The sequence below is a fragment of the Porphyrobacter sp. HT-58-2 genome (genome assembly GCF_002952215.1).
Lineage (GTDB): Bacteria > Pseudomonadota > Alphaproteobacteria > Sphingomonadales > Sphingomonadaceae > Erythrobacter.
Genome location: NZ_CP022600.1, coordinates 2,144,870 through 2,167,220, shown reverse-complemented (window position 1 = coordinate 2,167,220; position 22,351 = coordinate 2,144,870). Strand labels below are relative to the sequence as shown.

General features: G+C 63.0%; 16 protein-coding genes and 1 tRNA gene. 10 read left to right on the top strand and 7 right to left on the bottom strand.

What is annotated here, in order from left to right; genetic code table 11:
- Positions 1-242: 242 nt before the first annotated feature.
- Together CHX26_RS10160 and CHX26_RS10155 are read right to left on the bottom strand one after the other, a co-directional pair.
- Positions 243-2,612: an EAL domain-containing protein gene (locus CHX26_RS10160; protein ID WP_104942264.1), complete on the bottom strand. Its 2,370-nt coding sequence runs from the start codon at positions 2,610-2,612 to the stop codon at positions 243-245.
- Positions 2,613-2,709: 97 nt separating this feature from the next.
- Entirely contained in the window at positions 2,710-3,165 is a 456-nt protein-coding gene (locus CHX26_RS10155) for a DUF3429 domain-containing protein (protein ID WP_104942263.1), read from the bottom strand.
- Positions 3,166-3,242: 77 nt separating this feature from the next.
- Between CHX26_RS10155 and CHX26_RS10150 the strand changes: the two genes are divergently transcribed.
- The 3 genes from CHX26_RS10150 to CHX26_RS10140 all read left to right on the top strand — a co-directional run bounded on the left by CHX26_RS10150 (position 3,243) and on the right by CHX26_RS10140 (position 6,165).
- On the top strand, positions 3,243-4,016 hold the full coding sequence (locus CHX26_RS10150) for an SDR family NAD(P)-dependent oxidoreductase (RefSeq protein WP_104942262.1): 774 nt from the start codon (positions 3,243-3,245) through the stop codon (positions 4,014-4,016).
- An 83-nt stretch (positions 4,017-4,099) separates the two neighbouring features.
- Positions 4,100-5,497, top strand: coding sequence for an ABC1 kinase family protein (locus CHX26_RS10145; protein ID WP_104942261.1), 1,398 nt, complete (start codon positions 4,100-4,102; stop codon positions 5,495-5,497).
- 167 nt (positions 5,498-5,664) lie between these two features.
- Positions 5,665-6,165, top strand: a complete 501-nt coding sequence (locus CHX26_RS10140) for a low molecular weight protein-tyrosine-phosphatase (RefSeq protein WP_104942260.1) — start codon at positions 5,665-5,667, stop codon at positions 6,163-6,165.
- Here CHX26_RS10140 and recG read toward each other — a convergent pair.
- Complete coding sequence (gene recG, locus CHX26_RS10135; protein WP_104942259.1) at positions 6,162-8,237, bottom strand: ATP-dependent DNA helicase RecG; 2,076 nt, start codon at positions 8,235-8,237, stop codon at positions 6,162-6,164. The two genes, CHX26_RS10140 and recG, sit on opposite strands and share 4 nt — an antisense overlap.
- 73 nt (positions 8,238-8,310) lie before the next feature.
- On the opposite strand from recG, the gene CHX26_RS10130 reads away from it, so the two are divergent.
- From CHX26_RS10130 to CHX26_RS10120, 3 genes are all read left to right on the top strand, one after another.
- Positions 8,311-8,589, top strand: a complete 279-nt coding sequence (locus CHX26_RS10130; protein ID WP_104943372.1) for an FAD assembly factor SdhE — start codon at positions 8,311-8,313, stop codon at positions 8,587-8,589.
- 61 nt (positions 8,590-8,650) lie between these two features.
- Positions 8,651-12,151 carry a transcription-repair coupling factor gene (mfd, locus tag CHX26_RS10125; protein WP_104942258.1) on the top strand — a complete coding sequence of 1,167 codons (3,501 nt, stop codon included), beginning with the start codon at positions 8,651-8,653 and terminating at the stop codon, positions 12,149-12,151.
- Between the two features lie 137 nt (positions 12,152-12,288).
- On the top strand, positions 12,289-14,229 hold the full coding sequence (locus CHX26_RS10120) for a S9 family peptidase (protein ID WP_233997117.1): 1,941 nt from the start codon (positions 12,289-12,291) through the stop codon (positions 14,227-14,229).
- 9 nt (positions 14,230-14,238) lie between these two features.
- Here CHX26_RS10120 and CHX26_RS10115 read toward each other — a convergent pair whose 3' ends face one another.
- Positions 14,239-15,072: an EAL domain-containing protein gene (locus CHX26_RS10115; protein WP_104942256.1), complete on the bottom strand. Its 834-nt coding sequence runs from the start codon at positions 15,070-15,072 to the stop codon at positions 14,239-14,241.
- A gap of 152 nt (positions 15,073-15,224) precedes the next feature.
- Between CHX26_RS10115 and CHX26_RS10110 the strand changes: the two genes are divergently transcribed.
- Positions 15,225-16,019: an NAD kinase gene (locus CHX26_RS10110; RefSeq protein ID WP_104942255.1), complete on the top strand. Its 795-nt coding sequence runs from the start codon at positions 15,225-15,227 to the stop codon at positions 16,017-16,019.
- Between the two features lie 164 nt (positions 16,020-16,183).
- Positions 16,184-16,258 (top strand) — tRNA-Asn (locus CHX26_RS10105).
- Positions 16,259-16,289: 31 nt separating this feature from the next.
- Here CHX26_RS10105 and CHX26_RS10100 read toward each other — a convergent pair.
- The 3 genes from CHX26_RS10100 to CHX26_RS10090 all read right to left on the bottom strand — a co-directional run bounded on the left by CHX26_RS10100 (position 16,290) and on the right by CHX26_RS10090 (position 20,333).
- Positions 16,290-17,045: a sulfite exporter TauE/SafE family protein gene (locus tag CHX26_RS10100; RefSeq protein WP_104943371.1), complete on the bottom strand. Its 756-nt coding sequence runs from the start codon at positions 17,043-17,045 to the stop codon at positions 16,290-16,292.
- 31 nt (positions 17,046-17,076) lie between these two features.
- Entirely contained in the window at positions 17,077-19,839 is a 2,763-nt protein-coding gene (gene secA / locus CHX26_RS10095) for a preprotein translocase subunit SecA (protein WP_104942254.1), read from the bottom strand.
- A gap of 128 nt (positions 19,840-19,967) precedes the next feature.
- Positions 19,968-20,333, bottom strand: coding sequence for a hypothetical protein (locus CHX26_RS10090; RefSeq protein ID WP_233997115.1), 366 nt, complete (start codon positions 20,331-20,333; stop codon positions 19,968-19,970).
- Here CHX26_RS10090 and argJ point away from each other — a divergent pair.
- Positions 20,332-21,558, top strand: coding sequence for a bifunctional glutamate N-acetyltransferase/amino-acid acetyltransferase ArgJ (gene argJ, locus CHX26_RS10085; RefSeq protein ID WP_104942252.1), 1,227 nt, complete (start codon positions 20,332-20,334; stop codon positions 21,556-21,558). The genes CHX26_RS10090 and argJ overlap by 2 nt on opposite strands.
- Complete coding sequence (locus tag CHX26_RS10080) at positions 21,555-22,349, top strand: inositol monophosphatase family protein (protein WP_104942251.1); 795 nt, start codon at positions 21,555-21,557, stop codon at positions 22,347-22,349. Before argJ ends, CHX26_RS10080 begins: the two co-directional genes overlap by 4 nt.
- The last annotated feature ends 2 nt before the right edge of the window (positions 22,350-22,351 follow it).

Here is a 22,351-nt window from a genome sequence, read left to right as displayed (position 1 = left end):
TTTGACTGGCGGCAAGACCGTTAACCATACGCCGCCAACGCGCGGGGCAAAATGTGGGAATCCCCGGCCCCGGCATCCATCCTGCAGACAAGAAAAAAGCCCCGGTTTCCCGGGGCTTTCTTTGTGAATCTCGATCTCAGCTTAGCGACCGCCGAAGATCCAGTCCCAACCTTCCCAGATCATGACAATGCTCCTTGCAATGCGAAAACGCACTGAAAGGTTTAACACATTATTAACCCTAATCAAGAGTTAATTATGGCTCGCTTGCCTCCCATCGCCTTGATCAGTTCGGGCATCGATATGGCGGCCGAGAACAGATAGCCCTGCGCCTGATCGCAGCCGAGTTCGCGCAGGGCGGCGGCCGTCTCCAGATCCTCCACCCCTTCAGCGACCACCACCTTGCCGAGCGAATGGGCGATCTCGATCGTGGCGCGCACCACTGCGCGGCTTTCTTCGGAACTCGCCATGTGCTGAACGAATCGCTTGTCGATCTTGAGCTCGGAGCTCGGCAAGGTCTCGATGTATTCGAGGTTCGATTGCCCCGTTCCGAAATCGTCGATCGACAGGCCGATGCCGCGCTGCTTGAGCGCTGCCACCTGCGGAGCGATTCGCTGATCGTCGAGCTTCGCGGTCTCTGTCAGTTCGAGCGTAAGGTTTTCAGGCGGGAAATCGTGCCGACCCAGCATCGTCATGATGTCGAAGAGCAGGTGCGTGTCTGACAGGCTCTTGGCCGACATGTTGACCGCCAGCTTGAAGCGCGGATCAAGGGTAATGGCCTGTTTGCCGTCGACCAGCGCGGTTTCCATCACCACCAGAGTCAGATCGTTGATCAGATCAGCGGCCTCGGCAGCAAGCACGAGGTCCTGCGGATTGACGAATTCACGGCCATCGGGCTGCCAGCGGATCAACGTTTCCGCGCCGACGATCCGTCCCGAAGCAAGATCGACCTTGGGCTGATAGGCAACGCCGATATAGCGATCACGCAGTCCCTTTTCGAGCACGCGGATGAGGCCGAGGCGGTGATTGCGGGCCTCCAGATGGGCTGCATCATTGACAATGAAGCGTACACCTCGGCTGGCGGCCTCGTCCGCCGCCTGCATCGCCTTCTTGATCCGCAAGCCGACCGGCAAATCGTGATTGGTATCGATCCCAAGTGCAGGAGCACCATTGGTGGATTGCCAGTCATGGTTGATCGCTGTCCTCAGCATCAGTGCCAGACCATCGGCATGGCGCTCCAGATCATCAATCTCCATCCGCGGCGAAAGCCAAACCAGCATGTCGCGTTCGAAGGCGACATCACCGACCTCGCCCGGTCCCTGAACATAGCCGATCAGCGTGTTGACGAAGTCCCCAGTCTCGCGCGCCGACCAATCCTCCGACAATTCGGCGAGATTGGCGATCTTGAGCGCAAAGACATCCCGTTCAAAGCTCGGCTTGTCGGAGCTGATCGCCGAGGTTGTCATGGCGTTGGCTTCGCTGCTGAAATACTTGCGATTAAGCAGGTAGAATGCGATCCAGGCCCCTGTCAGCGCGACCACCGCGGACATGACGTCGATGTTGATTCCGAATTCGTCGAGCAGGATCGGAAAGGCCAGCAATCCCGATATCACGAGGCCCATCGACGAAACTTTGCGCGATCGCTCCATAACCTGCCAGATTATCGCAAAGGCGGCCAGCAGCATGGCTGGAACCCAACCGAAATCGCGCGGAACAGAACGCTCCAGCGTATGCGCACCCATGATATGGAAATAGGCTCCGGGAACCAGCCTCTCTGAACTGAAGGGCACAAGATAGAAATCGGTCGACCTGAGGAATGCTTCCCCGATGATGACCTTCTTTCCCTGCAGCTCGCTTTCGCGCACCTTTCCGTTCAGGATATCGATGTAACTGAAAGCGGGTATGGTGCTGGGGTCAAAGGCATAATCAGGCCGATACTTGATGCGCTCCCCACTGTACTCGGCAAGAACGGCAGAGAGCGACGGGTGCGCTTCGTCACCCAGATCAACCTGTGTGCCGAAGCTGACCGACAGGCCGAACGGCGCACCATAGCCGTTCATTGCCGCCATACCAGCATGTTGGCGAAAGGCTGGAAGCGGCACGATTTCCTCGATCTGCTGCATCCCGATCTGCACCGTTGGCGAAAAGCCAAGCCAAACCTTACCCTTGTGGCGGGCGAGCGTGTCGGCGAAAATCGCATCGGCGGCCGGACTTTCAGGATCAGCGTGCGCGCGGTCGAAGGTCACGCGCGTCACCCCCCGTTCGAACAGTGTTTCGACAACGCGGCTGTCATACTCACGGCCCGGAACCTTACCTCCGAAACTGGCAAGTGTCCGGTCGTCAATCGCAATGAAGGCTATATCCTGCGGGGCCGGCCGCGAACGAAGCTGCGCACGCGCCGCGCGGTAAAGATCCTCAACGGGAAGCGGCAAATCAATGGAGCCAGAAACCAGCCCAAATACAATCGCCAGCACTGCGATCCTCACGCGCTTCTTGCGAAGCAATGCGCCCCCGGGTTGGCCCTGCAATTCTCCTTTGAGAACAGCAGTTTTCTTGCCGGACGGGCCGAGCGCGCGCCGGATTTTCCCGGCCAGTGAGTTAAGCGATCGGATCATTGTGCGCGTGTTTCCAAAGGAAAAGCCAAGCTTCTCCCTAGGCTCGCTTGGTTAATTCATCGCAAAGATCGCAATGGCGCATAGGCGCAGCAGGCGCTCAGATCACCTGTCCGGCCAGCATTCCCAAGGCAATCGTCAGCCCGCCCAACCCCAGCGACAAGTGCCAGCGCAGCCGCAGGAAATCGGCCTGTGCAAAGCCCAGCGCCCGGTCGATCAGCGGCGACCCGAGGATCAGCGCCCCGAGATAGAACAGCGCCGGGCCGGGCCATTCCCAACCGAAGGTCCATGGCAGGAACAGCGCCACCGCGATCAGGCTGGGCATCACGGCCAGCACATAGGCGCCGGTGGTCGCGCGCCCGCCGGTGACCGCCTGCCCCCACCATACGCCGCCAAGAAAGCTGAAAATCGCTGCCGCATAGGCATAGCCGCCCGCCAGCGCCGAGTAGCGGTATTCGTGGCCCATCAGGATCAAGGCGATGCAGAGCATCTGGGGCAACAGCCCGGCATAGCCAAGCAGGCGCGCGGCAGGTGAAAGCGAGTTTTGTCCGTCCATGCCGCGTCAAAACCTGGGGTCGGGCGCGGTTCCCGCGCATCTTGCGGGATGCGCGGCTTTGCGCCACTTGAACAGCCATGAACCTGTTCGATCTGACTGGCCGCGTGGCCCTGATTACCGGCGGCAATGGCGGCCTTGGCCTTGCCATGGCACGTGGCCTCGCGAAAGCGGGCGCCCATGTCGCGATCCTGGCGCGCAATCCGGAAAAGAACGCTGCTGCCGTCGAAGAGTTGCGCACGCATGGCGCCGGGGACGTGCTGGCGCTGACCTGCGACATTGGCGAAGAAGGCAGTATCGAGACTGCACTGGAACAGACCCTGCGCGCCTTCGACCGCATTGACGCATGCTTTGCCAATGCCGGAGTTTCAGGCGCTGGCACCGCGATCCCGGACATCACGGCGGACGGCTGGGATCGCACCATGGCCGTCAACACGCGCGGGGCGGCGCTCCTCTACAAGCATGTCAGCCGTCACATGATCGCCCGCGCCAAGGCCGGGGATCCCGGCGGCAAGCTGATTGCCACCTCATCCGGACAGTCGATCATGGGGGTCAACCGCAGTTCCGATTACGCCGCCTCCAAAGCCGCGCTGAACGGTCTGACCCGCGCGGCAGCGTTTGAACTCGCGCGCTACCAGATCACCGCCAATGCCCTGCTTTTCGGCTATTACGAGACCGACATCACTGCCAAGGCCGATCCCCGGTTCGGCGAATGGATGGCCAAGCGCATTCCGCTGCGCCGCCCCGGTGATCACGCAGGGCTGGAAGGGCTGGCGGTATTCCTTGCCTCGTCGCACTCCGATTACATCACCGGGCAGTGCCTGCCGGTCGATGGCGGCTTGAGTATCAGCTAAGCCAACACCATTTCGGGCGGAACACGCGCGCAGATGAACCGTTGCCCGCCAAAGCCCCTTGCAAGCCGGAAGCACCCTCCCCCGTGGCCGACGATGACCAGACCCCTGATTTCAGCCAGTTCCCCGAAGACCGCAGCCGCCAGCGTGCCGTCCCGGCTGGGCGGATCGCGCGGCTTGGCACCTTCGGGCGACTGGTCGGGGGCGTTGCCGGCGGCATGGTTGCCGAAGGTGCGCGGCGGCTGGCGAGCGGTGATGGCATCAATGCGCGCGACCTGATCCTCACTCCCGGCAATGTCCAGCGCCTGACCGACCGCCTCAGCCATCTGCGCGGTGCGGCGATGAAGATGGGGCAGATGATCAGCCTCGATGCGGGTGACTTTCTGCCGGAGGAGCTCTCGAAAATCCTCGCGACCTTGCGCGATCAGGCCAATTTCATGCCGACCCGCCAGCTTGATCAGGTGCTGAAAAGCGAATGGGGACCGGAATGGCGCAAGCAGTTCCGCTGGTTCAACCCCCGCCCCATCGCCGCCGCCAGCATTGGACAGGTGCACAAGGCGCTGACCCGCGATGGCGAGGAACTGGCAATCAAGGTGCAGTATCCGGGCGTCGCCAAAAGTATCGATTCCGATGTCGACAATGTCATGACGCTGCTCAAGATCGCAGGCTTCGCACCGCCGGAACTTGAGATGGACAAGCTGATGGCGGCAGCAAAGCAGCAGCTTCACGAGGAAGCCGATTACGAGCGCGAAGGCGCCCAGATGGCGATGTATCGCGAGCAACTGGCAGGCGTCGAAGGCTTCGTCGTCCCAAAGCTCCACGAAGGTCTGACCCGTGGTTCGATCCTGGCAATGAGTTTCGAGGACGGCGTCAGCATCGAGGAGCTGGGCAACGAATCGCCCGAACGCCGCGACGCTGTGTTTGCCCGGCTGATCCGGCTGGTGGCGCGCGAACTGTTCGATTTCGGCGTGATGCAGACCGATCCGAACTTTGCCAATTTCCGCTACCGGCGCGAGACAGGCGAGATCGTGCTGCTCGATTTCGGCGCCTGCCGCCCGGTCGATCCAGCTGTCGCCAACGGTTATCGCCGGATGCTGGAAGCGGGCCTCAGAGGTAATGCCGAGGAAGTGCTCAAGGCGACCATCGAGGCCGGGTTCATGATGCCGATCGTCGCCGAAAAGCACCCCGAGCGCGTGAACCGCATGATCGATATCGTCATCAATGAAATGCGCGAGGATGCGCCATTCGACTTTGGCGACCGCGCGTTCATTCCCCTGTTGCGGGACGAAGGCTATGCCATCGCGCAGGACAAGGAGACATGGGCCTTCCCGCCGATCGAAACGCTTTTTGTCCAGCGCAAGGTTTCAGGCACAGCGCTGCTCGGCGCGCGACTGAAGGCCAAGGTCAACATCCGCAGGATCACCGAAGATGTGCTGTCGAGCACATCGCCCCGAGCAATACACGCGGTCTCAGGGGGGGTGTAGACCCCCGTTAGCCCCCCTTCAGGCCTCCCTTGGCCGAGCCCTGCCCCGGCCTTGCCCCGGCGCAGCACGCTCCCTCCCCGCGCTATCGGCTGAAATCGATATGTTTCACGTGAAACCAACAAGATAGGACGTGGACAGAGGCGCAGATTTGTTATAGTTGGCCGTCCATGCACGGGGGTATTGAACATAAAACCAGCCTGCTGTTTGTGTGTCTCGGCAACATTTGCCGGTCACCAATGGCCGAAGGGGCGTTCCGCGCAGTGGCCGAGGCGCGCGGGCTTTCCTGCATTGTGGATTCGGCCGGAACCGCATCCTATCACGTCGGCCAACGGCCCGATCCGCGTGCCGTGACCATCGCCAGCCTCAATGGAATTGATATCTCCGGCCAGTCCGCTCGCCAGATCGAACGGGACGATTTCTTCCGCTTCACCCACATCATCGCGCTCGACCGCGCCAACCTTGAGGCCCTGCGCTCGCGCGCACCGCGCAATGGTACCGCTAGGCTGGCTATGCTGATGGATGAAGTCGACGGGCGCCGGGGAGAGCCTGTGCCGGATCCCTACTATGGCGAAACCGAGGCTTTTGAGGCCGCATGGCAGATGATCACGCTTGGTGTCGAAGCATGGGCAGAGCGACTGCTTCGCGAAAGTGTCCGCTTCCGGGCCTAACCGCCGCGCAATAGCTGAACGCCCCAGTCACGTTCGAACAGGTAAAGCAGTAGCCGGGCCGCCTCGCCGCGCTGGCTGGTCAGGCCTCCGTCCCGCTCCATCAGCAGCCGCGCATCGCCATGAGCTACCGGTAGCAGACGCTGCATCTGTTCGAGGTCAGCGATCCGGAACGCCGCCTCCCCCGATTGCCGCGTGCCGAGCAGCTCGCCCCCGCCCCGCAGCGCCAGGTCTTCCTCGGCGATCCTGAACCCGTCCTGCGTCTCGCGCATCAGGGCCAGCCGTGCGCGGCCGGTCTCGGACAGTTGGGCCGAGCGCAGCAGCAGGCAGGTCGACTTCTCCGCCCCCCGCCCCACCCGCCCGCGCAGCTGGTGCAACTGGGCAAGGCCGAAGCGCTCCGCCTGTTCGATCACCATCAGCGTGGCAGACGGCACATCGACACCCACCTCGATCACCGTCGTCGCCACCAGTAGCCGCGCCTGCCCGCTGGCGAACCGCTCCATTGCGGCGTCCTTGACCTCAGGCCGCAGCTGGCCGTGGACGAGGACGACCGCGTCGCCAAAACGCTCCTTCAGCGCCGCAAACCGCGCCTCGGCGGCGGCGATGTCGGCCATGTCGGGGACGCCGTCGATCTCGCGCACCATCGGGCAGACCCAATAGGCCTGCTGCCCGCTGGCAAGGTGCCGCTCAACCCCGGCGACCACATCCTCGATCCGCTCCATCGCCACCACCCGCGTGTCGATCGCCTGCCGCCCCGGGGGCAGTTCATCAAGGCGGCTCACGTCCATCTCGCCATATTGCGCCAGCGTCAGCGAGCGCGGGATCGGGGTGGCGGTCATGGCGAGGGTATGCGGCGCGCGGCGGCCCTTGGCGGCCAGCGCCAGACGTTGCGCGACGCCGAAACGGTGCTGTTCGTCGATCACCACGAGGCCTAGATCGCGGTAGTTCACGCTGTCCTGAAAGATCGCATGCGTTCCGACCAGAAGCTGGATCGACCCATCGAGCAGCCCCATCAGGATGGACTCGCGCTCGCGGCCCTTGGCGCGGCCCGTCAGCAGGGCAATCTCCACCCCCGTCGGGCCGAGCATCTTGCGCAGCGTTTCAAAATGCTGGCGCGCGAGAATTTCGGTGGGCGCGAGCAGCGCCGCCTGCTTGCCCGCCTCGACCGCGATCAGCATCGCGTTGAGCGCGACCACCGTCTTGCCCGCGCCGACATCGCCTTGCAGCAGGCGCAGCATCGGGGCTTCCTGCGCCATGTCGCCCGCAATCTCGGCAATCGAGCGCGCCTGAGCCCCCGTCAGGGCGAAGGGCAGTTGCAACTTCGCGCGCAAGGCCCCGTCGCCCACCAGCGCCGTCCCCTTGCGCCGCCGCCCTTCGGCCTTGACCAGCAGCAGTGCGAGGGAGTTCGCCAGCAATTCGTCATAGGCCAGCCGATCGCGGGCCTTGGGCTCGGTGCCCTCATGCGCCATCCGCAGCGCCGCCGCCCATGATGGCCAGCCGGCGCGTTCAAGCTGGCCGGGTTCGATCCATTCGGGAAGTTCGGGCAGCCGCGCCAGCGCCTGTTCGGTAAAGGCGGCGATGCGCGGCTGGGTGAGGCCTTCGGACAGGCGATAGACCGGCTCTGACAGGCGGCCCATATGCGCCGCGCTTTCCACTTCGATATGATCGGGATGAACGATCTGAAGCATGTCGCCATAACGATCGAGCCGCCCGGCCACCCAGCGCGTCTCGCCCACCGGTACCAGCTTCTTTGCCGCATAGGCCGCTTTTCCGAACCATGTCAGCGCGCAGATATTGCCGCGCACGTCCTGCGCCAGCACACGGTAAGGTCCGCGGCTACCCGCACGAGGGCTGCGATGCTCGATCGGGGTAAGCGCGATAATGACCTGTTCGCCCTCGCTTCCCTCGTCGAGATTGGCAATCGCGCGGCGGCTCACGAAGCGTTCTGGCAGATGATAGGCAACGTCCTTGACCCGCGCGAGGCCAAGCCGTTCGAGCGGCTTCATAAGCTTCGGCCCAACGCCTTCGAGCGTCTGGACTTCAGCAAACAGCGGATTGAGAGCCTCGGGGCGCATGGTTGCATTCGCTATCACTCGCTTTGCGTCTTTGCGAGTTGAAGCAGCGGGAAGCTGTGGCTAGGTGGCCATCATGACCGACACGCCCTCTTTCGAACAACGTCTTGCCCGCGCCAAGTTCCGCAGCTGGCACCGCGGCACGCGCGAGGCCGATTACATGATCGGCGGCTTCTATGATCGCTATCACGCGCAATGGAGCGAGGCGGAACTGGCGTGGTTCGAAGCCCTGCTCGATGCCGATGATGTCGACGTGATGGCCTGGGCGCTGGGATCGCAGCCCGCACCGGAACATATCGCTGGCGACTTGCTCACCGCGATGCAGCGCCTCGATTACGTCGACATTCCGCGCTAAGGGGCCGCGCGAAGACCGGGCGGCGGGAACGCAATGCGCCCGCGCCGCTTTATGGAAGCCCATGCCCGACCTTAAACGCATCCTTGCCGGCACCGATCCGCTGACCCTCGCCTCGCTCCCGCGCGGGAGCCTGCCGCTGGTGCTCGCCGATCTGGCGCGCGCGGCCAAGCGCCGCGCAGTGTTCATCGCGCCCGACGACGCGGCCATGCGCGCGACGGCCGAGGCAGCGCGATTCTTTGCGCCCGAGATTGAGGTGATCGAGTTTCCGGCGTGGGACTGCCTCCCCTATGACCGCGCCAGCCCGGCGCTGACGATCAGCGCCCAGCGCCTCGCTACGCTGCACCGCTTGCAGAATCCGGGTGCAGGCCAGCAATTGCTGGTGACCACCATCAACGCCGTTCTTCAGCGCGTGCTGACCCCGTTCCGGGTGCGCGAATCCGTCCGCGAGTTCAAGGTCGGCACGCAGATCGGCCACGAAAGCCTCGCCGCGCTGCTGACGCGGCAGGGCTACAGCCGCACCGACACAGTGATCGACCACGGCGAATTCGCTGTCCGGGGCTCGATTGTCGACATCTTCCCTTCCAGCCTTGAGGCGGGTCTGAGGCTCGACTTCTTCGGAGACGAACTGGAGAGCTTGCGCCTGTTCGACCCCGCCACCCAGCGCACGGTGGAGCGGATCGACAGCCACCTGCTGCTCCCGGCATCCGAGGCGCTGGTGGACGAGGACAGCATCAAACGGTTCCGCTCCCGTTACCGCGAGTTGTTCGGCGCCAATGCGACGCAGGACCCGCTCTACGAAGCCGTGTCCGAGGGTCGGCGCCTTGCAGGCATGGAACACTGGCTGCCCTTGTTCGAGGACAAGCTGGCCAGCCTGTTCGATCACCTTGCCAAGGACGATGTCGTGATCATCGACCAAAGCGCGCTGGGCGCTGCGGAAGAACGCCTGACCGACATCACCGATTACCACGAACAGCGCAGCCGGATTGCGGGCGAGAAGAAGGGCTCCTACCGCCCGCTCGGCCCCGAAGCGCTCTATCTCACCCGCGCCGAATTCGAAGCGGCGCTGGCCGCCTTCCCCGCCCACCGCGCCACCGGCTTTGCCGCCGAGCCGGGGCCGGCGACGGTCGATTTCGGCTTCCGTTCGGGCCGCGATTTCGCGCCGGAACGGGGGCGCGGCGAGAATGTCTATGAGGCTGCCGCCGCGCACCTGAAGGCGGTCGCCAAGGCCGGGCGCAAGCCGCTGTTTGCCGCCTATTCGACCGGAAGCGCGCGGCGGATCGCGGCAATCCTTGAGGAAGCAGGCGCGCCCACCGCACTGGCGGACAGCTGGCAGCAGGCCCTGGGCCTCTCTGCCAAAGCCAAGACCGCGGTGGTTGTCCTCCCACTCGAACACGGCTTTGCCAGCGACACCATCGACCTCGTCACCGAAGCCGATGTGCTGGGTGACCGGCTGGTGCGGCGCAAGAAGAAACGTCGCGATTCTGACGCTTTCCTTGCCGAACTTCAGGCCCTGTCGCGCGGCGATCTGGTGGTCCATGTCGAACACGGGATCGGGCGCTATCTCGGGCTTGAGCCGATCCCGGTCGGCAAGAGCCAGCACGATTGCGTCGCGCTCGAATATGCGGGCGGAGACAAGCTGTTCATCCCGGTCGAAAACCTCGATGTCCTCACCCGCTATGGCTCGTCCGAACAGGCCGTCCCGCTCGACAAACTGGGCGGCGAGGCGTGGCAGCGGCGGCGGGCAAAGCTCAAGGAGCGCATTACCGCCATCGCAGGCGAGTTGATGCAGGTCGCCGCCGCCCGTGCGCTGCGGCAGGCAACCGTGCTGGCGACCGACGCGGCCAGCCTCACCCAGTTCACCGACCGCTTCCCCTGGGCCGAGACCGAGGATCAGGAACGCGCCATCGCCGATGTCCTCGCCGACCTCGAAAGCGGCCGCCCGATGGACCGGCTGGTGTGCGGCGATGTCGGTTTCGGGAAGACCGAGGTGGCGCTACGGGCTGCGTTTGTTGCGGCAATGGCAGGACAACAGGTGGCCATCGTTGCGCCAACCACCTTGCTCGCCCGTCAGCATTACCAGAACTTCGCTGAGCGGTTCGCGGGCTTCCCCCTTAAGGTCGGTCGCCTCTCGCGCCTCGTCAGCGCCAAGGAAGCCGCCGAGACCCGCGAGGGGCTGGAAAATGGCCAGATCGATCTGGTGGTCGGCACCCATGCGATCCTGTCCAAATCGACCAAGTTCAAGAACCTCGGTCTCGTGATCGTCGACGAGGAGCAGCGCTTCGGCGTCACCCACAAGGAGAAGCTCAAGCAGCTGCGCGCCGACGTTCACGTCCTTACCCTTACCGCCACCCCGATCCCGCGCACGCTTCAGATGGCGATGTCGGGCCTGCGCGAGCTTTCCACCATCCAGACCCCGCCGGTCGATCGCCTTGCGGTCCGCACCTATGTGATGGAGTGGGACGACATGGTGATCCGCGAAGCCCTGCTGCGCGAACACCATCGCGGCGGGCAAAGCTTCATTGTTGTCCCCCGCATCTCCGACATGACCGACGTCGAAGAATGGTTGCGCGAAAATGTGCCGGAGGTGAAATGCGTCTCCGCCCACGGCCAGATGAGCCCCGCCGAGGTCGAGGAGCGGATGGGAGCGTTCTATGATCGCAAGTATGACGTGCTGCTTTCAACCACCATCGTCGAAAGCGGCCTCGACATCCCGAGCGCCAACACCATCATCATCCACCGCGCCGACCGCTTCGGTCTGGCGCAACTCTACCAGCTCAGGGGCCGTGTCGGGCGGGCGAAGCTGCGCGCCTATGCTTACCTTACGCATGAGAAGGACGTCGCCCTGTCCGAAGTGGCGCAGAAGCGGTTGAAGGTGCTGGGCGATCTCGACAGCCTTGGCGCGGGCTTCCAGCTGGCGAGCCACGATCTCGACATTCGCGGCGCGGGCAATCTTTTGGGCGACGAGCAGTCCGGCCATATCCGCGAGGTCGGCTTCGAACTCTATCAGGCGATGCTGGAGGAGGCGATCCTTGCCGCCAAGGCGGGCGAGATGGGCCTTGCCCCGGCGCCCGACAAGATCACCCCGCAGATCACCGTCGATGCGCCGATCATGATCCCCGAGGATTATGTCCCCGATCTCGCCGTGCGCATGGCGCTCTACCGCCGCCTTAATCAGGCAGAGGGGCAGACCGAGATCGAAAGCCTCGCCGCCGAGATGATCGACCGCTTCGGCGACCTGCCGCAGCCGACCAAGAACCTCATTCGCCTGATCGAGATCAAGCATCAGGCCATTGCCGCCAACATCGCCAAGATCGATGTCGGCGCGCGTGGCACGCTCGTGACCTTCCACAGGGATGATTTCCCCGAACCGGCGGGCCTGATCGCCTATGTCTCTCGCCTCAACGAAGGCGGCAAAGACACTGCCCGCCTGCGCCCCGACATGAAGCTGGTGATCAACCGGGCCTGGGGTGACCCTCTGAGCCGCCTCAACGGACTGTTTCAGCTGACCAAGGGCCTTTCCGGTATCGTGAAGAAGGCGGCGAAAGCAAAGAGAGCAGCTTAGCCTTGCCGTTGAATCCAGGGTGACACGGCATCTTGTTCTGCTAGCTTTTCCGGGGAGAACAAGGGAAGCCAAGGGGGAATGCCATGCGCACATCAAGGTCAATCAGTCGCAGCCGTCTTTTGCCATCATGTTTGCCATTGGCATCGGCCTCGCTCATCTTCCTTGCGGTTCCGGCGACGGCTCAAGTCCCCAGCCCCGAACGTCCCGTCAGCAATCCCGCAGAGCTGGAAAGCCCCACCAACCCCGATGCCGTCCCCGTTCCGGTAGAGGATCTGTCCTATTCACGCACGCTGGGCGCTACCGCATGGAGCCGGGACGGGAACGAGATCTTCCTCGTCACGAATCTTACGGGTCGGAACAATATCTGGAAGATCCCAGCAACCGGCGGCTGGCCGGTACAATTGACCCGTTCGGAGGAGCGTCAGGGCGGCTTGATGCCCTCGCTCGACGGACGCGTGCTCTATTTCACACAGGATGTTGGCGGCGACGAGCAGTTCGATATTTTTGCCGTACCAGCCAATGGCGGCCCGGTGCGCAACCTCACCAACACCCCTGAGCTGCGCGAAACGTCGCTGATCATCGCGCCCAATGGCCAGAGGGGCGTGATCGCGACCAAGCTGCAAAGCGAAGGGCAGGTCAACCTTGCCCTGATCGATCTGACGAGCGGCAGGACAACGCCGCTTGTCACAGAACCTGACCCGGCGTTGCGCTGGGCACCTGTGGCCTGGATCGAGGACGGGAAGGCCTTGATTGCAGTGCGCTCCAACGCCAACAGCACCATGGCGGAGGTCTGGCGCGTTGACGTCCCAAGCGGCGCAAAACGCCTGATGCTAGGCCAGCCCGGCACAATCTACGAAGCAAGCGACGTGACCGCCGACGGCAGGCTGGTGGCTGTTACCACCAACCAGGAGACCGGCCAGCTGCGCGCAGGGATCTACGACACAAAGACCAGCGCATGGCGCTGGCTGAAACCGACTCCGTGGGAGCAATCGGCAGGATCATTCAGCCCCGATGGCCGCACTCTTACGGTGACCCGCAATGAAGATGGCCGCACCATTGCCTCACTGGTGAATGTCGAAACGCTGGCAGAGACGCCCCTGGCGCTGCCGCCCGGCACGAATGGCTTTGCAGGTGCCGATACGCCGTTTTCCCCCGATGGTGGACGCGTTCTGGCAATCCATTCGGGAGCCGACCGGCCGAGCGACCTTCAACTGGTCGATCTTGCAAGCGGCAATGCCAGACCGATCACCGCGATGGGCGTGGCGAGCCTGAAGTCCGAAACCCTGCCCAAAACCCGGATCGTCACCTACAAGAGCTTTGACGGGACACTGATCAGCGCGATCGTCACCATGCCGTTCAACCTCAAGCGCGACGGCACCAACCCGGCGATCCTGCTGCCACACGGAGGCCCGACCGGCCAGAGCCGCGACGGGTTCAACCGCACGGCCACCGCGCTTGCCAGCCGTGGCTACATCGTGATGCAACCCAATGTTCGCGGCTCGACCGGCTATGGACAACCGTTCCAGAACGCGAATTATCAGGATCTGGGCGGCGGCGACCTGCGCGATGTGATCGCGGGCAAGCAGTTCCTGATCGATAGCGGCTATGTCGATCCGGACAAGGTCGGGATCACGGGCGGCTCCTACGGCGGCTACATGACCCTTATCGCGCTCGCCAGAACGCCCGATGAATTCGCGGCCGGAGCGCAGCTGTTTGGCATCATTAACTGGTTCAGCATGTACGACACGGCCGATGCCTTGCTGCAGCAATACCTGATCTCGCTGCTGGGCGATCCAGTCAGGGACCGCGAGGTTTACGCCTCGAACTCGCCGATCACCTATATCCGGAACATCAAAGCACCGCTGCTTTCGCTGCAGGGCGACCGCGATATCCGTGTGCCGCGGGGACAGGCAGAGGAAGTCGCGGCAATTCTTGCCGAGATCGGTATTCCGAACGAGACGGTATTCTACCGCGACGAAGGCCACGGTTTTGCCAAGCGAGAGAACCAGATCGATTCGCTGAGGCGGATCATCGACTGGTTCGATCGGCACCTCAAAGGCGCCACGCCCAGCCCATAGCCTTCCCGGTTAACCGTGCCCCATTCCGCGCGCTGTGCGAGCCATTGCCAGCACGCTTTCGCTCGGCATGGGCTGGGCGCGTAAAAAACCCAGCCAGTAATCGCAGCCCTCGGCAGTGATCGCGGCGCGCTGGATCTCCGTCTCGATCCCTTCGGCATAGATTGAAAGGCCGAGCGCCTTGCCAAGCTGGACAATCGCCCGGAACACCGCAAGGGCCGTGGGGTCGGCTGGCACGCCCTCAACCATCACCTTGTCGAGCTTGAGCGCATCCAGGGGCAGTTCGCGCAGGTAACGGAAATTGCAGAAGCCCGCACCAAAATCGTCAAGTGCGGTGCAGAAGCCGAGGCCGCGCAAGGCTTTCAGCGCACTTGCGGCCTGCGGCAGATTGCGCAGCAGCAAATCCTCGGTGATCTCCAGCATCAACCGCTTTGGCGCGATGTCAGACCGCCCGATCAGGGCAGCGAAATCCGCCGCAAAGCGCGGGTCGCCCAGTTCCTCGGGCGTGATGTTGAGCGATAAGGTAAGATTATCCGGCCAGGTCGCCGCGTCTTCCAATGCACGGGCAACGACATGGCGCGACAAGGGAGCAACCAGTGCTGCACGCTCGGCCACTGCAAACAGATCCCGCGCACCGATGGCTCCCAATGTCGGGTGCCGCCAGCGTGCCAAGGCCTCGGCCCCGACAACCGCACCGGTAACGCAGGAGAATTGCGGCTGGAACAATACCTCGATCTCGCGCCGGTCAAGCGCGCGCAACAGATCGGCCTCCAGCACACCCGGGCTCACGCCGGGAAAGCGCCCACGGGTTGCTGGCCCGCGCAAGGATGTCCGACCCTGTTCCATCACGCTCCTCTTGCCCGCCTCTCCTTAGCCATTGAACGGCCCCATGCCTCGCATCAATTGCAATCCGAGCCGATATGGCACATCAGGGCCATCGCCAAGCGAAGCGTCGGGGATAAGTGCTCCCGGTCTGCTTTGCTGCCGGAGGGGAAAGAATGGCGAGCAATGATGTGACCTATCAGCGCCTCGCGCTGCTGGCCTCCGATACGCCCCGCGCGCTTGAAGCGCATGAGGCGTTGCTCTCACAGGGCGAGTGGGTGTCGCTGGCCGAGGCTGATGCCGTGGTTGTGCTGGGAGGCGACGGTTTCATGCTCCAGACGCTCCATGCCATGCTGGATGCCGGACGCGTGATCCCTGCCTTCGGGATGAACCTCGGCACGGTCGGTTTCCTCATGAACCGCTATGACAAGCGCGCGCTGATCGCCCCGCGGGTCAACAAGGCGCGACGCTGGACGATTTCACCTCTGCGTGTTGAGGCCGTAACACAGGATGGCGAAACGCACGTTCTGAATGCAATCAACGAACTGTCGCTGCTGCGCGAAACCCGACAGACCGCCAAGATCGAGGTCACCGTGGGCGACCGTGTGCGGATCCGCGAACTGGTGTGCGACGGGGTTCTGGTGGCGACCCCAGCGGGATCGACCGCCTATAACCTGTCCGCGCAGGGGCCAATTCTGCCGCTCGACAGCAAGATGCTTGCGCTGACCCCGATCAGCCCCTTTCGCCCGCGGCGCTGGCGTGGGGCGATCCTGCCTGACCGGATGCCAATCATTCTCAAGGTGCTTGATCCGGCCAAACGCCCGGTCGCGGCCGTGGCTGACCAGAAGGAACTGCGCGACATTGCGGAAGTGCGCCTGAGAATCGCGCATGACAATGACCTCACGCTGCTGTTCGACCCGGGCCAGAGCCTGGAGGAGCGGATCGTGGCGGAGCAGTTTGTCACGGCCTAGCTTTGCGCACATCATGCCGCGCGCGGCTCTTGCTCGCAAAGCCGCGAGGCCGCCGCGCACCGGGTTGGATCGCTTGTGATCGCAGGCTGTTCAAAACCCCCTTGCAATCCCGCAGCACCCCCCATATACGCGCGCCTCTGCCAGCGGACTTGTCTGCCGGTTGCTCCCCGATAGCTCAGCGGTAGAGCATTCGACTGTTAATCGAATGGCCGTAGGTTCGAATCCTACTCGGGGAGCCATTTTCCTCCATTTTCGCCGCTATAACGGAGTTCACACTCCGGCGAGCAGGCGCGCGCCCACCACCAGTACCAGCAGGGCGGTTAGCCACCTTATCCACTTGGGCGGAAGCAGACGCGCGGCCATCAGGCTGCCGACTTGACCGCCAATCACGACTGCAAGCAGCAGAGGCAACGCCGCGTTGATTGCCGTCCCGAACAGATCGGGGCCGTTCTTGAGCATTTGACCTGCAAGGCCGAAGAGTGAGTTTACGAGGATAAACAGGCTTGCTGTTGCAGCAATTCCGCGCGCCTCGTGCCATCGGCCAAGATGCAGAAGAGGCGCAAGAAAGATCCCGCCGCCAATCCCCACCAGCCCGGCAAGATAACCCAGCGGTGCAGCTGCGAGGGGCATCCAGCGCGCAAGCCTGGTCGCTGACCCGTTGACGCTGTCCCGCACCGGAAGCAGCATGGTAAGCGCCGTCAGCACCAGACTGGCACCAAGCAGCGTCAGAAAAGTCGCTTCCTTGATCGGGGTCAGGCCGCCGACAAAACTCGCCGGAGCCCCGAGACTGACGATCACCAGCGCCTTTCTCCAAGGGGTCACCCCCGAGCGGGCAAAGCGGATGCTCCCGCCCGTTACCACCACGATGTTGCACGCAAGACTGACCAGCGGCAGCAGGCGGTAATCCAGCCCCGATAGTGCCAACAGCGCCGAATAGGTGGAACCACCGCCGAAGCCGACGCTGGCATAAAGCAGCGCCGTCACTCCGAAGGTCAGCGCCAGAAACGCCGGAACCGCTCCGATCATCATCGCAGCCCCCGCCTAACCTGCACCCCGTTCAGACGATCTGCGCACCCGCAATCGCGCCGTGGCAGTGCTTGTACTTGTTGCCGCTGCCGCAAGGACAGGGCGCATTGCGGCTGATGTCGAGATTGGCCCAGGGGTTGTCAATGTTCGCTCCGCCAGGCCCAGTTGCCGCCCGCGGGCTTCCTGCCAGTGAGCCGAACAATTCGGGACGCAGTTCCGACCCGTCGCCGTCAGCCGAATTGTCGAGCCCGGTCAGCGGGTCGATATGGCCCGTCAGGAAATCCGGCAGTTCGGGGAGCCGCTGCGGCTGCGGCGGTTCGATCCTGAGTTCAGCACGGAACAGGATCTTAGTCACTTCCTCACGCAGGGTATCGAGCATGGTTTCGAACAGGCCGAATGCTTCCTGCTTGTATTCATTGATCGGCTGTTTCTGAGCAATGCCGCGCATCCAGATCACCTGCCGCAGCGCATCGAGCGTGGCGAGGTGTTCCTTCCAGTGATGATCAAGCTGGCGCAGCAGCACGTCCTTTTCCACGATCCGCCAGATCGCGGGATCGGATCGCGTGATCTTTTCCTCCATCATCGCATCGGTCATTTCGCGCAGGCGTTCTTCGAGCAGCTCCGGCTCGACCTGATCTTCCTCAAGCCATTCATCAAAGGGCGGCTGAAGCCCGAAGATGTCCTCGACCTTGGCCTTGAGGCTCGCCATGTCCCACTGCTCGGGATAGGAGCCTGGCGGGCAGGCGCTGCCGACGATAGTGTTGATCGTGTCATGGCGCATATCGACGACCACGTCATCGACCGCTTCGGAATCCATGATTTCAGCGCGTTGTTCGTAAACGACCTTGCGCTGATCATTCATCACGTCATCGTATTGAACGACCTGTTTGCGGGTGTCGTAATTTCGCGTCTCAACCTTCTTCTGCGCGGTCTCGATCGCCTTGGACAGCCACTTCGAACCGATCGCTTCGCCGTCAGCAAGGTTGGAATTCATCATCTTGGCGAACAGCGTGTCAGGGCCAAAGATGCGCAGCAGGTCGTCCTCAAGGCACAGGTAGAACCGGGACAGGCCAGGGTCCCCTTGACGGCCCGAACGGCCGCGCAGCTGGTTGTCGATGCGGCGCGATTCGTGGCGCTCGGTGCCGAGCACGAACAAGCCGCCCGCTGCCTTCACCTTTTCCTTTTCCTCGGCAACTTCAGCCTTGATGCGGGCAATTGCGGCATCGCGCTCCGGCCCTTCGGGCATATCGGCGAGTTCGTCGCGGATACGGTATTCGACATTGCCCCCGAGCTGGATGTCAGTCCCGCGCCCTGCCATGTTTGTAGCAATGGTCACCGCGCCAAGCCGGCCAGCCTGGGCCACGATACCGGCTTCCTGTTCATGGAAGCGCGCGTTCAGCACCGAATGCTTGACCCCTTCCTTGTCGAGAAACTGGCTGAGCAGTTCCGACTTCTCGATCGAAACCGTGCCGACCAGCACTGGCTGACCGATCGCATTCTTCTCTTTGATCGCCTTGGCAATGGCTGAAAACTTGTCGAGCGTGTTCTTGTAGAACTCGTCTTCCTCGTCGATGCGAGCGACCGGAAGGTTGGTCGGGATTTCGACCACACCGACCTTGTAGATGTCCCAGAATTCTGCCGCCTCGGTCGCGGCCGTGCCGGTCATGCCCGAAAGCTTCGGGTACATGCGGAAATAGTTCTGGAAGGTAATCGACGCCATCGTCTGGTTTTCGGGCTCGATTCGGACGCCTTCCTTGGCCTCGACCGCCTGATGCAGCCCGTTCGACCAGCGACGGCCATCCATCATGCGGCCGGTAAACTCGTCGATAATGATGACCTTGCCATCCTTGACGATGTAATCGGTGTCGCGCTTGCGGGCGAAATTGGCAACAAGCGCCTGATCGAGATGGTGGACGACCTGCGTGTTCTCGACATCATAAAGGTTCTCGGTCGCCAGCAGACCCTTTTCGAGAAGCAGTTTCTCAACCTCTTCCAGCCCTTCCTCGGTCAACTGGACGCGTTTCACCTTCTCGTCGATGTCCAGCCATTCAACCGGGATCTCCCGCGCCACCTGATCGAGCGCGACGTAAAGCTCCGACTTGTCTTCGGTTGGTCCGGAGATGATCAGCGGGGTGCGGGCCTCGTCGATCAGGATCGAGTCCACTTCATCGACGATCGCGAAGTTAAACGGCCGCTGCGCCATCTGACTGCGTTCGTGCTTCATGTTATCGCGCAGATAGTCGAAGCCGAATTCGTTGTTGGTGCCGTAGGTGATGTCGGCGTTGTAAGCGTCGCGCTTGCTTTCCTCCGGCATGCCCGGAACGATCACGCCAACCGTCAGCCCAAGCCAATTGTAAAGCCGCCCCATTTCGGCAGCGTCGCGCCGGGCGAGGTAATCATTGACCGTGACGACGTGGACGCCCTTGCCTTCGATCGCATTGAGGTAGACTGCGAGCGTCGCCATCAGGGTCTTGCCCTCGCCCGTGCGCATTTCGGCGATTTCGCCGCGGTGAAGCGTGATCCCGCCGATCATCTGCACATCGAAGTGACGCATCCCGAAAACGCGCACTGATGCCTCCCGCACGGTAGCAAAAGCTTCGGGCAAGATGTCATCAAGGCTCGCCCCGCCATCGATCAAACCGCGCAGCTTGGCCGTCTGGCCTTGCAATTCTTCATCGGAGAGCGCCTGCATTTGCGGTTCAAGCGCGTTGATCTTGTCGACGATCTTGCGCAGCGATTTCACGTGACGATCATTGGCGGATCCGAACACGGATTTGACGAGAGCATTGAACATGGGAAAGAGAACCTTTGATGGGGTGCGGGCCGTGCATGGGCCTGAAACGGATCGAAACACAAAGCGCGGCGTGGCCGTAGGCAGCAGCGCAAAACGCTGAAAAACGAAGAAAATCGACTTTCCGCAGCCTATTCAAAGGCGCGTTCGATCCCCATCAAGACCGGCAGGCGCAGCGCATCAGGCATGGCCGGGCGGGCTTCTGGTACGGCCAGAGCGCGGGTTTCCATGATTGTGGCAGGGACAGGCTGAACAGCGGCAGTCTCTCCACCCGCAACCTCGTCACCCGCCGCTGCCGCAATGCTGGCACTGCAAGCCAAGGCCTCGCCCAGCGACGCATGGGCCGGGCCGCCAAGTGCGGCAAGGCCGGTCAGCAGGGCCAGAAGCGCAAGAAAATGCCGGGTCATGGTGAGGGCTAAATAGGCAAGTCCGTGCGTTTCGTCCACCAGCTTTGCCGATTTACTGTCTACCATCACGTGCCTAGAGGGCTTTGCCATGCAGATCGATCGTTCACCCCTCGCCCGTCCCTTCCCCGCCATGCCAATGATTGCGGGTGTAAGCCTGCGCGTCGCGCGGGCGCGCTACAAGACATGGGATCGCTGTGATCTGACCTTTGCCGAACTCGCCGAGGGTACGGCAGCAGCGGGCGTGTTTACCAAGAGCGCCTGTGCGTCGTCTGAAGTGGAACTCGGCCGCGAGGCACTCAAACTTGGCCGTGCGCGGGCGCTGGTCGTCAATGCGGGCAACTCCAACGCCTTCACCGGTTGGCGCGGGCGCGCTGCAGTGGAAGCGATCCGGGCGCAAGTTTCTGGTGCGCTGGGCTGCGGCCTTGACGAGGTGTTCGTCTCATCGACCGGCGTGATCGGTGTGCCACTGCCCATCGACAAGGCTGAGGCCGGGATCGCCGCCGCGCTCGCCGCCGAACCTTGCGGATGGGAGGAAGCCGCCAATGCGATCGGCACCACCGACACCTTCGCGAAAGGGGCTGGCGCAAGCGCAATGGTGGGGGGCCAGCGTGTCGAATTTGCCGGGATCATCAAGGGAAGCGGCATGATCGCCCCAGACATGGCGACCATGCTCGGCTACATCTTTACCGATGCCGACATTGCGCCTGCCTTCCTGCAAGAGGCGCTCGAATGCGCCAATGCCGCAACATTCAGCTGCATTACAGTCGATGGCGATACGTCGACCAGCGACACAGTTTTGGTCTTCGCCACCGGCAAGGCAGGCAATGCCCGCATCGAAAGCTGGGACAGCCCTGGCGCGGATGCTTTCGCAGCGGCGCTCGCAGACGTGTGCCGCAACCTTGCGCAATTGGTGGTGCGCGACGGGGAAGGTGCACGCAAGTTCATCACCATCCGCGTTTCGGGCGCGTCCAGTGACGACAGCGCGCGCCGCGTGGGCCTCAGCATCGCCAACTCGCCTCTGGTCAAGACCGCCATCGCTGGCGAGGATGCCAATTGGGGCCGCGTGGTCATGGCGGTCGGCAAGGCAGGACAGCCAGCCGACCGCGACCGGCTCTCCATCGCCTTCGGGGGGGTATGGACTGCGCGAAACGGGGTGCCGGTCGAAGACTATGACGAAGCTCCCGTCGCCGCGCACCTGACGGGCGAGGAGATCGACATCGCGGTCGACCTCGGGATCGGGGCAGGCCGCGCTTGTGTTTGGACCTGCGATCTCACCCACGGCTACATCGCGATCAACGCGGATTACCGCTCATGAGTGCGCTCGACGACGAGATTCGCGATCTGATGCGCTTTGCTGCGCAGCGTTCAATGCTTCCGCGTTTTCGCCAACTTGCCGCGCACGAGGTGGAAATGAAGGGCGCGGACGATCCCGTGACCATCGTTGACCGCGAAGTGGAAGGCTTTCTGACCGAAGCCCTCACCCGCCTTGCCCCCGGGGTCGCAGTGGTGGGCGAAGAGGCCGCGCACGCCGACCCTGCGGTGCTTGAACACCTCTCGGGCCAGTGCTGGATCATTGATCCTCTCGACGGCACGGCCAACTTTGCGGAAGGCAAGGAACCCTTCGGGATCATCATCGCCCTTGCCGATGGGGGAGAGGCCGTTGCAGGGTGGATCTATGATCCGGTGAAGGACCGTTTCTGCCACGCGCGGCGCGGCGAAGGGGCGTTTGTAAACGGCGACAAGGTCGCGGCCCGCACCACTGGTCACGAACAGCCGGTCACTGCGGTCAGCCGTATCTTCCTCACCCCAGAACAATCCGCGATGGTCGACGCAAAACTTGCACCCCATTACACCTTGGTCGACATCCCACGCTGCGCCGCCGAGCAGTATCCGCGTCTGGCGCTGGGCGAGAACGACATATCCAGCTTCAAGCGCACGCTCGCATGGGATCACGCGGCAGGTGTGCTGTGGCTCAATGAAGCGGGCGGCAAGGCGGCGCGACTTGACGGCAGCGCCTACCGGGTCGACCAGCACGATGCGCCCGGCCTCGTGGGCGCGTCGAACCCGGCCATCTGGGACGCGTTCGTCGCGCGGGTAACGGGTTGAGC

Bases quoted from the DNA above. Each gene is read 5' to 3' on its own strand.
- CHX26_RS10160 (WP_104942264.1), bottom strand. From the start codon at position 2,612: ATGATCCGATCGCTTAACTCACTGGCCGGGAAAATCCGGCGCGCGCTC.
- CHX26_RS10155 (WP_104942263.1), bottom strand. From the start codon at position 3,165: ATGGACGGACAAAACTCGCTTTCACCTGCCGCGCGCCTGCTTGGCTAT.
- CHX26_RS10150 (WP_104942262.1), top strand. From the start codon at position 3,243: ATGAACCTGTTCGATCTGACTGGCCGCGTGGCCCTGATTACCGGCGGC.
- CHX26_RS10140 (WP_104942260.1), top strand. From the start codon at position 5,665: ATGCACGGGGGTATTGAACATAAAACCAGCCTGCTGTTTGTGTGTCTC.
- recG (WP_104942259.1), bottom strand. From the start codon at position 8,237: ATGCGCCCCGAGGCTCTCAATCCGCTGTTTGCTGAAGTCCAGACGCTC.
- CHX26_RS10130 (WP_104943372.1), top strand. From the start codon at position 8,311: ATGACCGACACGCCCTCTTTCGAACAACGTCTTGCCCGCGCCAAGTTC.
- mfd (WP_104942258.1), top strand. From the start codon at position 8,651: ATGCCCGACCTTAAACGCATCCTTGCCGGCACCGATCCGCTGACCCTC.
- CHX26_RS10115 (WP_104942256.1), bottom strand. From the start codon at position 15,072: ATGGAACAGGGTCGGACATCCTTGCGCGGGCCAGCAACCCGTGGGCGC.
- CHX26_RS10110 (WP_104942255.1), top strand. From the start codon at position 15,225: ATGGCGAGCAATGATGTGACCTATCAGCGCCTCGCGCTGCTGGCCTCC.
- CHX26_RS10100 (WP_104943371.1), bottom strand. From the start codon at position 17,045: ATGATCGGAGCGGTTCCGGCGTTTCTGGCGCTGACCTTCGGAGTGACG.
- secA (WP_104942254.1), bottom strand. From the start codon at position 19,839: ATGTTCAATGCTCTCGTCAAATCCGTGTTCGGATCCGCCAATGATCGT.
- argJ (WP_104942252.1), top strand. From the start codon at position 20,332: ATGCAGATCGATCGTTCACCCCTCGCCCGTCCCTTCCCCGCCATGCCA.
- CHX26_RS10090 (WP_233997115.1), bottom strand. From the start codon at position 20,333: ATGGCAAAGCCCTCTAGGCACGTGATGGTAGACAGTAAATCGGCAAAG.
- CHX26_RS10080 (WP_104942251.1), top strand. From the start codon at position 21,555: ATGAGTGCGCTCGACGACGAGATTCGCGATCTGATGCGCTTTGCTGCG.